The sequence below is a fragment of the Pseudomonas sp. CFBP 13727 genome (assembly GCF_014841915.1).
Taxonomy (GTDB): Bacteria; Pseudomonadota; Gammaproteobacteria; order Pseudomonadales; family Pseudomonadaceae; genus Aquipseudomonas; species Aquipseudomonas baltica.
Genome location: NZ_JACYUT010000001.1, coordinates 666,751 through 682,030, shown reverse-complemented (window position 1 = coordinate 682,030; position 15,280 = coordinate 666,751). Strand labels below are relative to the sequence as shown.

Sequence of the window (15,280 nt, the reverse complement as noted above, 5' to 3'; positions counted from 1 at the left end):
CGTTATATCATAACTTAAGCAGAATTATTCATGTACGGATATGCGAATCACTTCAGGCGCCTGGCATTCGCTGGCGCGGCGCTGACTGGCAGCGTTGGTTTCTACACGCCGCTGGCGGCACAGGAGTCGGAACCACCAGGGCCTACCGAGTTGGGCCTTGTCGAGATTTCAGGCGATCGATACGGCACGGGTATAGCGCAACCGCTGGTGCGCAATCGGATCAGCACGGCCTCGCAAAGCCTGCCGACTGCCGTCTCGACGATAACCGAAGAAGAGATCCGCACTTTCAACGTGGATCGCGATATCTCCAACATCTACCGACGGGTGCCGGGCGTGGTAGCCAACAACATCGATCAGGGGGACACCGGTAACGGTTTTCGCATGCGCGGGTTCGCCACCAATGGCACCCACGGGGCCGACGTGGCGGTGTCGGTGGACGGGGTGCCGCAGAACATTCCCTCAAGTCAGGGCGGGGCAGGGCATGGTCCCGTATTTCTGGAATGGCTCACGCCGCAGATGATCAAGCGTGTGGACGTCATCAAAGGCCCGGTGTCGGCACTGTACGGCGATCAGAATCGGGCAGGCGCGGTGAACATCGAAACCTTGGACGGCAGTGACGTCGCGTCCAGCATCGGGGTGGATGTCGCCAGCTTCGATGGCCAGCGGACTAACTTGGTACTAGGCGGTGAACATGAAGGCCTCGAGTCACTGTTGGTGACTGACCTCTACAGGACCAACGGATACCGCAAGGCCGCCGAAAACCAGCGCGACAACTATTTCTGGAAGCTTTCCAAAGTCATTGGCGATGCGAAATACTCGGCGCGGTTCAGCCATTACGAATCGGACTTCAGGAATGACGGCTATCTGAGCCTGCCCGCATTGAAGGCGGGCACCGTCGGCCGCCGCGATACCGACAACCTGTATGGCTTCGGCAACGCCAATCGCAATACCTACGTGTTCAATCGGTCGCCGGCCGAGGGCGAAGCGGGCCTGTACTACACGGCCTATTACGAAGACTTCAGGCGCGTACGCGCCATCTCCAACGGTACGAACACACATAACTATGGCAAGGATGATCGTGACATCTACGGTGGTCGCCTGGCCTATAACTTCGTGTATGAAGACACGGCATCGCTCATGGTCGGTACGGACGTGCGTCGCGACAAAGGCGATGCCTTTCGCCAGCAGTACCGCAACTTCCAGCCCACGCAAAACTTCTACTACGACTTCGACATGGACCTCATCACCTATGGGGTCTTCGCGCAGGGCCAGTACAAGCCCATCGATTCGCTCAAGTTGCTCGCCGGTATCCGTCACGATCGGTTCGACTACGATATCGACAACCTGAAGTTTCGAGACGCCAGTACCGGCTACAACAGCTCGGTGACAACGCCCAGGTTCGGCGTGGCATGGACACCGATCGATCAGCTCGAACTGTTCACCAATGTGGCTCAGGGTTTTCGCTCCCCAGCGGCGGAGTACATCAGTTCAGGCAGCAGCAGTGCGCTTCCGCTCAGGGACACGGGTGGACAGATAAACGGCAGCGTGCGCCCCAGCAAGGTCAAGTCCTACGACGTGGGTTTTACCCTGCGGCCTACCGATAGCCTGTCCAGTACCACCGAGTTCTATTACATCCAGAACGACAGCGAGACCGTGCAAACCTCGCCGGGTGTGTACGAGCAAGTAGGTGACACCACGCGCAAAGGGCTGGAGACCAGTGTCAACTATCAACCCACGTCGACCGTCAGTACCTACATCAGTTATGGCCGGATCATCGATGCGGTCATCACCAACCCGGCGCCGGGTATCGGTGCGCGACTGGTCGTGCCGGAGCACACCTACAAGGCGGGCGTTCAGTATCGAGACGGGTTCATGGGTGGGCAAGTTACATTGAATGCCGATGCTTATCATCTGGGCGGCATTCCCTATTACGTCGGCACTGGCAGGAAGACCATGCCTGCCTACACGCGCTATGACCTGCGCGCCAGCTACGACTACAGCGATTACCAGTTCAGTGTCTACGGCACTTTTCAGCCCCACCGGTATGGCAGCGAAGTGGCCTATGGCACCAACAGCGGCCTGGTGATCGTGCCTCAGCCATCAACCACCCTGGGCGCATCGGTAAGGTACTTTTTCTGACGGCCAGGCTCGGCCCAAGCGATGCGAGGCTACCACAGCTCGGCTTGTCCGATATGCCGCCGCGCCTTGTCCCGATACTCCAGCAATACTTCGTAATCGGCGAAGGCCGTTTCCTGCACGGTCGTTATAGCCAACACTGCCGCAACCTCTGGCAGATGTGCCAGTGCCGCATTCATGGCCTCGCGCAGCAAGCCTGGCTCTGGCCCGTGGAGGCTGGTGATATAGGGCAATGTCGGCGCATTGGCCGTGCGTTCCACGACCCGCACGCCGGCGACTTCATTCGGGGCATGGCGAGCCAAGTAGGCAAAGGTAACGCTGTCGATGGCCGCCAGGTCGGCGATGCCTGTGGCGACGTGGGCAATGCTCTGGCGATGACTGCCGGTCGCTTGAACGCTTTTGAAGAACCGACCTTCCCGCACATGGGGGATCAGCGCATGGCGTAGCAGGTTCATGCCACTGTTGGAGTCGAGGCTGTTGTAGGCGCCCCGGCAATCGAAGAATTCGGCGAGGGTCTGCCGTGGGTCATCGAGGCGAGCGATCAGCAGGCTGCAATGTTGTCCGGCCTGTGCCTCGGGTAGCGCGAAATGAGGTCGGCCGACGATACGGACCCGATGCTTGAGTTCGGTGATCAAAGGCAAGCCGCAGGTCTGCGCCAACAGCAGTCGTGGATGCAGCCACAGCTCCGCGAGTGAACCCGGCCAGGGCGTAGGGCGGTCGGTGCCCAGCAACTGCAGGGTTTCCTCCAGCCAGCGGCGGTACGCCTCGCCGACTACGGCGGGCGCGGGATACATGGGCAGTGCAGCGATCACGTCGGTGCTCATGGCTGGGTGCCTCCGCCGCGAGGGTGCAAAGGGCTGTCGACGGGGGACACGGCATAACGCCGAAACAGCTCGCTGTAGCCATTGACCAAAAAATGTCCGCTGCGTTGCAGCCAGTCCGCGCGGCGCTCGCGGTACACGCGGGGCAGGTAGTACCAAGGCAACCCCGGCAGGTCGTGGTGCACCAGGTGCAGGTTGAGGTTGAGAAACAGCCAGCGCCAGGGCCAGCCCGCCTCGTTGAGCACCGAGCGCTGCTCGGGTGCCTCGGCAGGGCGATGTTCGTAGTAGGAACGAATCATGGACAGCGCCAGCGCCAGAATGCTCGCCAGCAGGTAATCGAAGACAGCCACGCCTTGGGCGCTGATGAACCCGAACAGCGCCAGCACGCAGAGCAGATGAGTGCCCCACATCAGCCACGCTTGCGCCTCGCCGCGCAACAGGCGGGCGCACTGCTCGTGAATCAAACCGGCAAGCGCCAGGGCCGGGCCTACGCAGAGACGGCCCAGCAGGGTCTTGTTCAGCCAGTGCAGCGTCCGGCCGGGCCCCGCGCTGCCTGACCAGGCCCGGGCATCGAGGTATCGGCTTTCCGGGTCGTCGCGCGGCAGCGTGATCGTCTCGTCGCGGTGATGGGCCAGATGGCTGTCGCGGTACAGCGTGTAGGGGTACCAGATGGCCAGCGGGGCATAGCCCAGGACCTTGTTGACGCTGCGCCAGCGGGTAGGGTGGCCGTGCAGAAGTTCATGCTGCAGTGACATCCACAGGGTAAGCAGCGGCACCAGCAGCAGTACGGTGAGCGGTCGCCCGATGAACGAACCGAAGTCGATCAGCGCCCACCAGGCGCCATAGGTGCCGAGCAGCAGCAGCCAGGTTGGCCAGTCGCTGCGCGCGGTCCAGGTAGTCTGCAGTTTCAGGATCGATTGGCGGTGACGGGAATCGAGATAATTGGGCATAAGGACGACACGAATGCTGATCGGTATGTCGTCGACACTAGCATTGGTGCTTATGCCTGGATAATCACTAAACGGTTTCAGTAAATTCCTGAATGGAATAAGAGGCTTGTATACTAGATTTTGTGGGATACGAGGCTTTTCGAGCTACGCCGCCTTGGCCATCCTGGACGCGGCCCCTTTTAGATCTTGAATGGACAAGGCCAGAGCGCCCGCCTGGTTTTCAACGAGCAAGACATCATCTATGAGATGGTCGATGTTTCTGCTGCGCAGAAACAGGGCGTGGCCGCGGAGCATTTGGTAGATCATTTCCAACTGACGTGCCGCGTCATGGACGTCTTCCTGCATTTCCGTAATGTGGGTGGTGGGCATGCGGTGCTCCGAGGGCTCTATCTTGGTGTAGGCGTCCTGGCCACGGGATGAGCGTTGTTTCATTTGAGTGTGATCAGTCTATCGGCCATGGCCCGCGTAGCTTAAATAGTCTTTTCCGATAGAGGCTATAGGCCATCATGTTGCTGGATGGGATCGGATACGCCAGCATCGAAGAACAGGGCCTTGCATGGCCGGCTGTTTTGCTAAAAGAGGACTTTCCGATGAGCGACGTCAGATACCGCCGCCTGGGCCGCCACGGTCTGCAGGTTTCCGAAATCACCCTGGGCACGATGATGTTCGGTGGCCAGACCGACGACGCCACTGCCAAGCGTATCGTCGACGATGCCTTGGAGCAGGGTATCAATGCCATCGACACGGCGAACAATTACAACGACGGCGCTTCGGAAATCGCGGTGGGCAAGCTGATCGCCGGCCAGCGCTCGCGTTGGGTGCTGTCGAGCAAGTTCGTCAACCCCAACCCAGGCGTGCAAGGGCCGAATGGGCGCGGGGCTTCCCGCCACAGCGTGATCGAGTCGGTGGAAGGCAGTCTGCGCCGCTTGCAGACCGATTACCTCGACCTCTACTACGTGCACCGTGAAGACCCTTTCACGCCGGTGGAAGAGACCGTGCGCGCCTTGGGCGATCTGATTCGCGCCGGCAAGATCCGCGGCTACGGGCTGTCGAACCACAGCAGTTGGAAGCTTGCCGAATTCTGCCGGGTGGCAGACCTGCTGGGGGTCGAGCGGCCGACCGTGAGCCAGCCGCTGTACAACCTGGCCAATCGGCAGATCGAAGCCGAGCATCTGCCGGCGGCCGAGCATTATGGCATTGGCGTAGTGTCCTACAGCCCGCTGGCGCGAGGCGTGCTCACCGCCAAGTACGACCCCGGTGCCGAACCGGGTGTCGATACGCGGGCGGGGCGCAGCGATCCGCGCCTGCAACAGACCGAGTGGCGCCCAGAGTCGCTGAACCTGGCGCAACGCATCAAGGATCACGCCCAGGCCCGCGGCATCACCTCGGGGCAGTTCGCGCTGGCCTGGGTGCTCAACAACGAATTGATCAGCTCGGCCATCGCCGGGCCTCGCACCGAACAGCAATGGCGCGACTATGTGCCGGCGTTGCAGTACCGGTTCACTGCAGAGGACGAGGCTTTCATCGACGCCCTGGTGGCGGCGGGCCATAGCTCGACGCCTGGCTACACCGACCCGAGCTACCCGGTGACCGGGCGTCGGGTTCAGTTCTGAGCCGCGGCGCAGACCGTCAACGGGGCATGGACGGCGGCGGCGATGGTGCTCCCTGCCTGTGGGCGGCCATATAGATAGCCCTGGGCATAGTGGCAACCATTTTCCGCCAGCCATTTCGGCAGGTAGGGCAGGTGGAAGTCCTCGATGCCTTCGGCCGTGACTTTCATTTTCAGGCTGCGTGCCATCCCCAGGATGGCTTCCACCATGGGCAGGTGGTCAATGCTGCCGGCCTCGAAGAAGGACCGGTCTATCTTGATCTTGTCGATGGACAGCCGCGTCAGATGGTACAGGCCCGAATAGCCGATGCCGAAGTCGTCCAGCGCCACGCTGATGCCGTAGGCGTGCAGCTTGCTCAGGTTCCGCTGGGCGGCGTCGAGGTTGCCCACCAGCGCTTCTTCCGTGATCTCCACTTCGAAGCGCTCGTAGGGGAAGCGTTCATGCCTGAGTTGCTCGGCCAGGCGATCGGGGAACAGCTCGTCGGTGATCATGGTGGCGCTGACATTGAGCGACAGGTGCAGTGTGTCGTCCCAGAAGCTGGCCGCCCTGCAGGCCTGCTTGACCAGTGAGCGGGTCATGGCCGGAATCAGGCCAAGGCGCTCCAGTATCGGGATGAAGTCGGTAGGCATGCCGGTGCTGCCGTCGGGCCGGGCCCAGCGTGCGAGCACCTCGAAGCCGACGATCGTCTGCGACGGAAGGGTGACGATGGGTTGGAAGAACGGCACGATTTCCTCGCGCTCCACCGCGTGCCTGAGGGCTTGGTCGAGGTCGGCTTGCGCCCGCAGCTGCCGCTCGTATTCGTTGTCGTAGAAATTGAACATGGAGCGGCCAGCGTTCTTTCCCCGGTACATCGCCGTATCGGCGCAGTGCAGCAGTGCGGACGCCTCGGTGGCATCGATCCAGGAACGCGATATGCCAATGGTCGCGCCCAGCCGCACGGGGGTAGAGGGTTCGACAAAGGCCTCGCTGACCCGCTGGATAGTCGTTGCGGCAATGTCGCTCAACTCGCGCTCATCCCTGTAGTCCAGAAACAGCAGGCAGAATTCATCCCCACCCAGTCGGGCGGCGGTGCCACCGTGCAAGCGTGCGATGTGCTTGAGCCGGTCGGCCACCTCGACCAGCACGCTGTCTCCGCCAGAGTGGCCATGCTGGTCGTTTATGGCTTTGAAGTGGTCCAGGTCGATCAGCATGATCGATACGCAACGGTGCTGTGCAAGCCGTTCGCACAGCAGGTCCATGAAGCCGCGACGGTTGATCAAGGCGCTGAGGGAGTCGTACTTGGCCAGGGTTTCGGTTTGAAACTGGATCCGCTGCAGACGCCGGTAGCTGAGCTGAGTACTGGTGACCATGCGCTTGAGCACGATGGTCGGCACGATCAGCGAAATCATCGAGAACCCCGAAGATGTCAGCACGAAACGCCAGCGTTCGGCATCTTCGAAATCACCGTCGTAGGGCAGGTTCAGCCAGTGCATCACATAGGCTTCGAGGTGGAACTCCCACAGGATGGAGAGCCCCACGATCGTGAGCAGCGTCAGCGTCAGCAGCATCGGCAAGCGGCATGGATTACGGCGGTTGAGATCGTTCATGGGCGGCATCGCAAGGTCATGCGGATAGAGTGATGTCAGACAGCCATCATCTCACAAGCGTTCATACCGCTGATCGTATGGCGGGTGCATTTGGTCGCCACGACAGAAGGTAGGCCCAAGTGGCCACACGGCCTGCGAACACTATTCAAGCTTCCTGCGGCAATGCCGATAGCAGGTTCATACCGCCCACGACGCTAAGGAAAGTGCCGAACCCGGGGCTTTTTTTGGTGGACCTGACAGGATACCTGTATGACGTGGCTTCGCGATGCAAAGTTATCTTCCAAGCTGATTGCGGCCTTCGGGTTGTGTGCGTTCATTACCCTCGGCGTCGGCCTGCTGGGGGGCCGCGGCGTCAGTCAGCTGTCGGACAGCCTCAAAGGGGTGTTCTCTAACAACCTGGTGTCGGTTGCCAAGACGGCCGAAGCCAAGAGCAAGGCCATTGCCCAGCTCAAAGACCTCTACGCCCTGATCGCCGCCCATGCGGAGAACGATTCGCAAAGCGCCAAGGACTCGATTCGCCAGAGTATGAACACCAACCTGGCGGACAGCGAGAAGGCTTTTTCGACGTACCGCAAGACGCCACAGGCCGACGACGAGCGTGCCGCCGGCGACAAGATGGAACGTGACTGGCCGCTGTATCAGGCGCAGCTGCAGAAGGTCCTGTCGGTGCTGGACACCGGCGATGTTTCAGCGGCGCGCTCGCTCATGTCGGGGGAGATCCAGCCGGCCTATCGCACCGTCATGGACGAGTTGACCGTGATGGTCGAGTCGAACAACCGGCAGATCCAGGAAGGCGCGCGTGACGCCGACGAGCAGGAACAGGCGGCAATCACCGTGCTCTACATCGGCATCGCACTGGCCTTTCTGGCAGCACTGGCACTGGGGCTGTTCATGAGCCGCCTGATCAGCAGGCCCATCGCCACCGCGGTGGCCAGCGCGAAATTGATCGCCAAGGGTGATCTGACCCACAGCATTGGCAGCTCGGCCCGTGACGAGACCGGGCAGCTGCTTGCCGCACTCGGCGAAATGCAGGAAGGCCTAAAGGCCACCATCCACCAGATTGCCGACGCCTCGAACCAACTCGCTTCGGCAGCCGAAGAGTTGAACGCGGTCACTGAAGACGGCAGCCGTGGGCTGCTGCGTCAGAACGACGAGATTCAGCAGGCGGCCACGGCCGTCACCGAGATGACGTCGGCCGTGGAAGAGGTCGCGCGCAACGCCATCTCCACCTCGGAAGCCTCGAAGACTGCCAGCAGCCAGGCCACCGATGGCCTGACGCAGGCGCGCAATGCCGTGGAAGCGGTGAACAATGCCACCATCGAAATCCAGTCCTCGACCACCATCGTGGAAGACCTGGCGGTTCAGGTGCGCGATATCGGCAAGGTGCTCGACGTGATTCGCGGTATCGCCGAACAGACCAATCTGCTGGCCCTCAACGCGGCCATCGAAGCGGCCCGCGCCGGCGAACAGGGGCGTGGTTTCGCGGTGGTTGCCGACGAGGTCAGGGCACTGGCGGCGCGTACCCAGTCGTCCACGGGCGAGATCGAAAGCATGATCGGCGCGGTGCGTTCGCGGGCAGACCAGGCAGTCGCTGCCATGGGCAAGAGCCAGGGGCTGGTAGGGGACACTCAGGTATTGGCCAAAGCCACCGGGGATGCGCTGCAATCCATCGCCACCGGGATCGCGCAGATCAACGACCGCAACCTGGTCATCGCCAGCGCCTGCGAAGAGCAGGCCCACGTGGCCCGTGAGGTCGACCGGAATCTGATCAACATCCAGGACCTGTCGACGCAGACGGCCGCAGGCGCTCACCAGACCAGCGCATCGACCCAGGATCTGTCGCGCCTGGCCATCTCGTTCAACGATCTGGTGGGTCGCTTCCGTCTCTGAATTCGTCTCTCAGGTAGTAAAAAATCGTACAGCCGATTCAGCAAATGACCGCAATAGTCCGTACAATTGAGATGGGACGCATTCGCGTCTTCTATCCAGTACGGAGTTACACGCGTGGTCAAGTCGTTGAATCGGGCCCATTCCTGGGTGCTGTTGTGCTCAGTCCTGCCTTGCCTGGCCATGGCGGCCACCGAGCTGCCATCCAGTGTCATCCAGGCCACCGGCGAAGGTGAGGGCGATGACGGCTACGCCCGCGCGCGCGGCGAAACCGCCAGCAAGAGCGCCACGCAGAACCGTGATGAAGCGCAGACCATCAATTCGGTGACGGCACGCACGCTGGACGACTACCAGGTCAAGGATTTGAACGACGCGATGCGCTTCGTCAGCGGTGTCACCCAGACCAACACCCTGGGCGGCACCAAGGATGCGCTGATCAAGCGCGGGTTTGGCAGCAACGACGACAACTCGATCCTGCGCGACGGCATCCGCTCGGCCATCGGTCGCAACCTGGGGGCGACCACCGATCATGTGGAAGTGCTCAAGGGGCCGGCCTCGCTGATGTATGGCGCGCTCGAACCGGGCGGGGTCATCAACGTCGTCAGCAAGCAGCCGCAGTTCACCCGCAGCACCACCCTCGGCGCATCCGGCTTCAGCGAGGGTGGCGGTTCGCTGTCGCTGGACACCACCGGCCCGCTGGGCGATACCGATCTGGCCTACCGGCTGGTGGCCGAGCGCAGCCACGAGGATTACTGGCGCAACTATGGGACCGACGAGCACACCCTGATCGCTCCGTCGATTGCCTGGGTCGGTGAGCGGGCCAGTGCTTCGCTGGCCTATACCTACAACGACTACGCCAGCCCGTTCGACCGTGGCACCGTGTTCGTCGCTGGGCGACCCGCCGACATCAGCTACCGCGACCGCCTCGACGAGCGCTGGGCCAAGACCGTGGGCATCAGCCAGAGCACCACAGCGAAGTTCGAATACCAGCTGGGGGACGCCTGGCGCAGTCGCCTGACCTACGGTTGGACCCAGGATCGCTACAGCCTGGCCATCGCTCAACCCAACACGCTCACCGGCAACACGCTGCGGCGCATCGCCAATGGCGGTCACTACGATTACGAAAGCCGCTACACCGCGCTGGACCTGATCGGCGACCAGCAGCTGTTCGGCCAGCGGCATGAAATCGTGGTGGGCCTGGACAACGAGTCGCTGGACAAATACCGCGGCAAGACCTACCGCAACGCCAATACCGCCGCCGGCAATATCGACATCCGCAACCCGGTCTATGGCCGTCTGGCCGAGCCGGTCACGGTCAGCGCGGCGCAGAGCAATGCCGAGAACAACCTGGTCACCACATCCCTGTACTTCAAGGATAACTGGCACCTCAACGATCGCTGGATCCTGGTGTTCGGTGGGCGTCAGGCGCATTGGGACCAATACAGCGATCAGGGCCTGGGCCGCTCGTACGCGCCCGGTGCCGATTCCAACGGCGACGAATTCATTCCCTTTGGCGGGATCGTCTACCAGCCCAGCGAAACGGTGGCACTGTATGCCAACTACAGCCGCTCGTTCGTGCCCAACGACGCCGACGATGCAGGCAACAGCTTCAAGCCCACCGAGGGTCGCAGCTACGAAGCCGGAGTCAAATACACGCCAACCGCTGCGCTGAACGTGAACCTGGCGGTGTATGACATCGAGAAGAAGAACCTGGTCAACAGCGTGCTGCAGAGCAATGGCGACAGCCTCGACGAGGCGGTCGGCAAGGCGCGCTCGCGCGGTGTCGAGCTGGATGTCACCGGTCGGATAGCCGAGAATTGGAGTGTGATCGGCACCTATGCCTACAGCCATACCGAAGTGCTGAAGAACGCCGAAGCGCCCGAGCAGGAAGGCAATCGTCTGCCCAACGCGCCGATGCACACGGCCAGCCTGTACCTGACCCATCATCTGGCCTTGCCCGCGCAGACCGGCCAGTGGCATGTGGGCGCAGGCGCGCGCTACGTGGGCGAGCGGCCGGGCGACAGCGCCAACAGTTTCTGGATGGACAGCTACACCCTGGCCGACGCTTTCGTGCGCTGGGACCTGCCCACCCAGGGTTACGAAACGCGCCTGCAGCTGAACATCGACAACCTGTTCAACAAGCAGTATTACCCAGCTACCACCGGCAGCAGCACGCTGCAGGTGGAAGAGGGCGCGTTGCGCACGGCGCGTCTGACCGCGACCGTGAAGTTCTGAGACGCGAATGCGCCTGCGGCCTCAAAGCAGCCACAGGGCGGCGATCAGGGCCGGCGGCATGACCACGGCGCCAAGCTTGAGGAACGTCCAGGCGCTGATTTCGACCCCTTCGCGGCGCACCGCGATCAACCACAGCAAGGTCGCCAGGGAGCCGGTGACCGAGAGGTTGGGGCCCAGGTCGACGCCGACCACCAGCGCGCCGGTGACAGTGGGCGGCAGGTGCGCCAGTTCGTTGATGGACCCGCTGAGCAGGCCGATCGGCAGGTTGTTGCCGATGTTGCAGGCCAGCGCCACCAGGCCTCCTGCCCACCAGTGCGCCTGGGCCGGCGCGTGCCTTGCGGCCTGTTCCAGCCAGTTGGCCAACTGACCGGTCACGCCGGTCTGGCCAATGCCTTCCACCAGCACGAACAGCCCCGCTACCAGCGGCAGCACGCCCCAGGCCACGCCCTTGCACACCGGCCAGGGATTGCTTCTCTGGTACAGGTGGACGACGGCGAGGGTGCTGACGGCGGCGAGGAACGTCGGCAGGCCCAGCGCTTCGTCCAGGGCCGATACGGTCAACAGCAACACCGCCGTGACGGCCAGCCCGCAGGCGGTGAGTCGAGCACCTGCGCTCAGGCGGGGCAGTTGCTCGACGAGTTGCAGGCGCTGCTGCAGATGGCGACGCTGGGTCAGGCGCAAAACCAGATAGGTCATGGCGATGGCCGCCACGGACGGCAGGCTGAACATGGCCAGCCAATCGAGCAGCGGCGGCATGTGCTTGCCGAATATCACCAGATTGGCCGGGTTTGAAATCGGCAGGACGAAACTGGCAGCGTTGGCAATGAACGCGCAGACGAACAGATACGGCAACGGGTTGACGCGTGCTGCCCGGGTGGCCGCGTACACGGCCGGGGTCAGCACCACGGCCGTGGCATCGTTGGACAGGAAAACAGTCACCACGGTGCCGACCACGAACACCAGATCGAACAGCCGTTGCGCACTGCCGCGGGCCTGGCGGGCAGCGACGGTCGCCAGCCAATCGAACAACCCTTCACGGCGGGCCAGTTCGGCCAGCAGCATCATGCCCACCAGAAACAGATAGACATCGGTACCTTTAAGTACCGCTGCCAGTGCCGAAGACCAGGCGATCAAACCGCCAGCGACCAGACCGATCGCTGCCGCCAGCGCCCAGACGTATTCGGGGATGCGCAATGGCCTGGTGATGATGCCCAACGTCGCGAGGAGGCTGACGCCCCAGATGATCAAGCTGGCGTGGGGCAAGGCGTGGCATCCTGTTCAGTGGCGCGGCGCAGGGTTTCCGGCATGGCAGTGAGCAGCAGGACGAAGGCCACCGCGGCGACCCCGGCCAGGGTCAGGAAGGCTGCGCTGTAGCCGGCCTCCTGCACGACCAGGCCGGCCAGGCCGTTGCTCAGCGCAGCGCCCAGGCCGAACGCCGTGGTCAGGGCGCCCAGGCTGACGTTGAAACGCCCGGTACCGTGGGTGAGGTCTTTGACCACCAGCGGAAACAGTGCACCGAACAGGCCGGCGCCGATGCCGTCGAGCAGTTGCACGCCCACCAGCCAGTACGGATCATTGGAAAACGTATAGAGCACACCGCGAATCGGCAGGATCAGGAAGCCGGCCAGCAGCAGGGGCTTGCGCCCCCATTGATCGGCACGCGCACCCACCAGCAGGGCGGCTGGCACCATCACCAGTTGCGCGGCGACGATGCAGGCCGAGGTCAATGGGGTAGCCATGCTCAGGTCGATCTGCGACAGCTTCTGGCTCACCAGCGGCAGCATCGCCGCGTTGGCCAGGTGGAACAGCGCACAACACACCGCGAACACCAGCAGCGCCCGGTTGCCCAGCAGCACCTTGAAGCCGGAGGGCTGTTCGTGACCGTCCTTGTGGTGTGCCTCCAGCCCGCGGGCGACGTCGTGGTCGATGGCATCGGCCTTCACGCAGCTCACTGCCAGTACGCTGGCCAAGGCCATGGCGGCCATCAGGTAGAACACCGCGACCGGTCCGAACAGGTAGGCAAACCCGCCCGCCAGCAGGGCGGCGAAGGCGTTGCCGGCATGGTTGTAGGTTTCGTTGCGACCGGTACGCCGGGTGAAGGCCTTGGGCCCGGTGATGCCCAGGGAGATGGCGGCGATGGCCGGAGCGAACACCGAGCCGGCGATGGCGCCAAGTGCCTGGGTAGCGGCCACCAGGCCGAACGAAGTAATGAAAGGCAGTACCACGCAACTGGCAGTGACCAGCAAGGCGGCAACCACCACCACCGCACGTTTGTGCCGGGTCTTGTCGATCAGGGCACCGGCGGGAGTCTGGGTGAGCAGCGCCGCCAGCCCGGCCAGGGTCATCACCAGGCCGATACTGCCGGGGTCCCATTTGTGCACCGCCAGCAGGTAGATTGCCAGATAGGGTCCGAGCCCGTCACGGACATCGGCCAGGAAGAAATTCAGGCCGTCGAGAGACAGCGCGTTACGCCGCGAAGTGGCAGATGTGGCCAAGGCAGTGGTCTCGAATGAGGGCAGGCAGGTACAGAACTGAGTGGGCGGATCGAGCGTAAGTTCCGGGCTCCACAGCGCAATCGAATGAAGATTCTGCTAGCGGGTTTTGGGCCTGAGAAATATCGCCAGAAAGGCAGGCAGGGCAAAGGCGAAAAGGGCAGCGGTGACACCCATGGCGCCCATGGCTGCACCGAACAACGGCGCGCCGGCCGTCTGCCCGAGTGCCAGGCACAGGAACGGAAAACCCAGGCCCAGGTCGGGTCGATCCGGCAGCAGTGCAGTGCCCTGGATCAGGTACGCACCCGAGGACATGATGTAGGCCGCGCCGAACAGGCCCATGGCGACGAAGCCATAGGCGATGCTGAACTCGCTAGCGGCCAGGGTCAGGATCGCTGTGACGATGGCCAACAGCGAGCCGCCATGGATGACGGCCGTACCGAAGCGGTCGATCAGCACGCCGGTGGCGGCGCCGCTGACCCCGGCCGCTCCCAGCACGATCCAGGCCCAGGCGATGCCGCTGTCGCTGACCCCGAACGCGCCGCGCAGGATGTCGGCGCCGAAGGTCCAGATGGCAGTGCTCGACAGGCCCATGGCGAAGGCACTCAGGCAGAGCAGAGCCAGCCCCGGTCGGCCAATCAGTTTCAGGGACATGCCAGCGCCGGTGTCACTGCCACCACCCTGCGGCAGGGCCCGCCACAGCCAGACGGTGATCGCAGCGCCGATCAGGGCGAACAGGGCATACAGCTCACGCCAGGCGTCCACGGTCATGGCCGCAGCGGCACCCGAGAAGACGATGCCGGCAGCCGTGCCGGCGTTGATCGCCGCATTGGCCTTTGCGCGGCCGGCAGCGTTGAACCGAGCGGCGACTGCACTCGCCAACGGTGGTGAGGTCAATCCGGTGCTCAGCCCGGCAAGTGCCACACCGGCCCCCAGCATCCACCCCGATGAAGCGACCACGATACAGGCCATTCCCACCGTGGCGGCCAGACCCGCGAGCACCGCAAGGGTGCGTGGCGTGAACGTGCCGTTGAGTACGAACGTCAAGACGATGCCGGCGCAGTAGGCCGCGAAGGCGCCGCTGCCGATCCAGCCTGCGGCCGTGGCGTCCAGCGACAGCTCTACGCGCATCTGCGGCAACAGCAGGCCATAGGCGAAACGCGCCAGCCCGTACGAGAGCGCGGTGAGGGCAAATGCCGCCGCTACCAGGTTACGACCGGCGTTCATGATTCCCGGACCTTTGCGTAAACCGTGAGGGTCAGCGTGGCCTGCCTGGCCTCATCGGCAGCGACCACGGCGACCTCCCTGGCGGCAGCTGGCGCACCGTCGAAAACCGCTGGAATTTCTGAGTGGTTGTCCATCAGGCGACTGTAGAGCGATCGTTTTGCGTGTCAACCGAATGCTACAACTCACAGCGGAATTAGTTTGATAGCGTTTAGCTATCATTGCTCCGCGAAATGCCAATTGGCTTCCTTGCCAGCAGCGCCGTAACGTCCGCCGCTTCGGCGCGACTGCACCTTCGGATCGCGCGCCTTTTCCGTCCTCATCGGGCGAACTTTCGAG

The 15,280-nt window shown here is 63.0% G+C and carries 11 protein-coding genes and 1 pseudogene; 5 read left to right on the top strand and 7 right to left on the bottom strand.

The window, feature by feature from the left end:
* Positions 1-30 precede the first annotated feature (30 nt).
* Positions 31-2,139, top strand: coding sequence for a TonB-dependent receptor (locus IFT76_RS02945; RefSeq protein ID WP_192057372.1), 2,109 nt, complete (start codon positions 31-33; stop codon positions 2,137-2,139).
* A gap of 29 nt (positions 2,140-2,168) precedes the next feature.
* On the opposite strand, the gene IFT76_RS02940 is transcribed toward IFT76_RS02945, so the two are convergent.
* The 3 genes from IFT76_RS02940 to IFT76_RS02930 form a co-directional block, all read right to left on the bottom strand.
* Entirely contained in the window at positions 2,169-2,960 is a 792-nt protein-coding gene (locus IFT76_RS02940) for a phosphate/phosphite/phosphonate ABC transporter substrate-binding protein (protein ID WP_192057371.1), read from the bottom strand.
* Positions 2,957-3,907 (bottom strand): fatty acid desaturase, encoded by a 951-nt coding sequence (locus IFT76_RS02935; RefSeq protein ID WP_192057370.1) that lies wholly within the window; start codon positions 3,905-3,907, stop codon positions 2,957-2,959. The genes IFT76_RS02940 and IFT76_RS02935 overlap by 4 nt, the downstream gene beginning before the upstream one ends.
* Positions 3,908-4,051: 144 nt before the next feature.
* Complete coding sequence (locus IFT76_RS02930) at positions 4,052-4,276, bottom strand: hypothetical protein (protein WP_122712920.1); 225 nt, start codon at positions 4,274-4,276, stop codon at positions 4,052-4,054.
* A gap of 221 nt (positions 4,277-4,497) precedes the next feature.
* Between IFT76_RS02930 and IFT76_RS02925 the strand changes: the two genes are divergently transcribed.
* Positions 4,498-5,520 carry an aldo/keto reductase gene (locus IFT76_RS02925; RefSeq protein ID WP_192057369.1) on the top strand — a complete coding sequence of 341 codons (1,023 nt, stop codon included), beginning with the start codon at positions 4,498-4,500 and terminating at the stop codon, positions 5,518-5,520.
* On the opposite strand, the gene IFT76_RS02920 is transcribed toward IFT76_RS02925, so the two are convergent.
* Positions 5,511-7,103 carry a putative bifunctional diguanylate cyclase/phosphodiesterase gene (locus IFT76_RS02920; protein WP_192057368.1) on the bottom strand — a complete coding sequence of 531 codons (1,593 nt, stop codon included), beginning with the start codon at positions 7,101-7,103 and terminating at the stop codon, positions 5,511-5,513. The two genes, IFT76_RS02925 and IFT76_RS02920, sit on opposite strands and share 10 nt — an antisense overlap.
* 249 nt (positions 7,104-7,352) lie before the next feature.
* Here IFT76_RS02920 and IFT76_RS20965 point away from each other — a divergent pair.
* From IFT76_RS20965 to IFT76_RS02910, 3 genes and pseudogenes are all read left to right on the top strand, one after another.
* Positions 7,353-8,135 (top strand): annotated as a pseudogene (locus IFT76_RS20965) (MCP four helix bundle domain-containing protein); the annotation flags it as partial.
* Positions 8,130-8,993 (top strand): methyl-accepting chemotaxis protein, encoded by an 864-nt coding sequence (locus tag IFT76_RS20960; protein WP_425311990.1) that lies wholly within the window; start codon positions 8,130-8,132, stop codon positions 8,991-8,993. The pseudogene IFT76_RS20965 and the gene IFT76_RS20960, both read left to right, overlap by 6 nt.
* 180 nt (positions 8,994-9,173) lie before the next feature.
* Positions 9,174-11,225: a TonB-dependent siderophore receptor gene (locus tag IFT76_RS02910; RefSeq protein ID WP_192057769.1), complete on the top strand. Its 2,052-nt coding sequence runs from the start codon at positions 9,174-9,176 to the stop codon at positions 11,223-11,225.
* 21 nt (positions 11,226-11,246) lie between these two features.
* Here IFT76_RS02910 and IFT76_RS02905 read toward each other — a convergent pair whose 3' ends face one another.
* The 3 genes from IFT76_RS02905 to IFT76_RS02895 form a co-directional block, all read right to left on the bottom strand.
* The gene (locus IFT76_RS02905; protein WP_192057366.1) at positions 11,247-12,488 is read right to left on the bottom strand and encodes an arsenic transporter; all 1,242 of its coding nucleotides are present in this window, start codon (positions 12,486-12,488) and stop codon (positions 11,247-11,249) included.
* On the bottom strand, positions 12,470-13,720 hold the full coding sequence (locus IFT76_RS02900; RefSeq protein WP_192057365.1) for an MFS transporter: 1,251 nt from the start codon (positions 13,718-13,720) through the stop codon (positions 12,470-12,472). Before IFT76_RS02900 ends, IFT76_RS02905 begins: the two co-directional genes overlap by 19 nt.
* Before the next feature lie 96 nt (positions 13,721-13,816).
* Positions 13,817-14,944, bottom strand: a complete 1,128-nt coding sequence (locus IFT76_RS02895; protein WP_192057364.1) for an MFS transporter — start codon at positions 14,942-14,944, stop codon at positions 13,817-13,819.
* Between the last annotated feature and the right edge of the window lie 336 nt (positions 14,945-15,280).

What these genes read in the sequence shown, in the direction of transcription:
- IFT76_RS02945 (WP_192057372.1), top strand. Translation starts at nt 31, where the DNA reads ATGTACGGATATGCGAATCACTTCAGGCGCCTGGCATTCGCTGGCGCG.
- IFT76_RS02940 (WP_192057371.1), bottom strand. Translation starts at nt 2,960, where the DNA reads ATGAGCACCGACGTGATCGCTGCACTGCCCATGTATCCCGCGCCCGCC.
- IFT76_RS02935 (WP_192057370.1), bottom strand. Translation starts at nt 3,907, where the DNA reads ATGCCCAATTATCTCGATTCCCGTCACCGCCAATCGATCCTGAAACTG.
- IFT76_RS02930 (WP_122712920.1), bottom strand. Translation starts at nt 4,276, where the DNA reads ATGCCCACCACCCACATTACGGAAATGCAGGAAGACGTCCATGACGCG.
- IFT76_RS02925 (WP_192057369.1), top strand. Translation starts at nt 4,498, where the DNA reads ATGAGCGACGTCAGATACCGCCGCCTGGGCCGCCACGGTCTGCAGGTT.
- IFT76_RS02920 (WP_192057368.1), bottom strand. Translation starts at nt 7,103, where the DNA reads ATGAACGATCTCAACCGCCGTAATCCATGCCGCTTGCCGATGCTGCTG.
- IFT76_RS20960 (WP_425311990.1), top strand. Translation starts at nt 8,130, where the DNA reads ATGCAGGAAGGCCTAAAGGCCACCATCCACCAGATTGCCGACGCCTCG.
- IFT76_RS02910 (WP_192057769.1), top strand. Translation starts at nt 9,174, where the DNA reads ATGGCGGCCACCGAGCTGCCATCCAGTGTCATCCAGGCCACCGGCGAA.
- IFT76_RS02895 (WP_192057364.1), bottom strand. Translation starts at nt 14,944, where the DNA reads ATGAACGCCGGTCGTAACCTGGTAGCGGCGGCATTTGCCCTCACCGCG.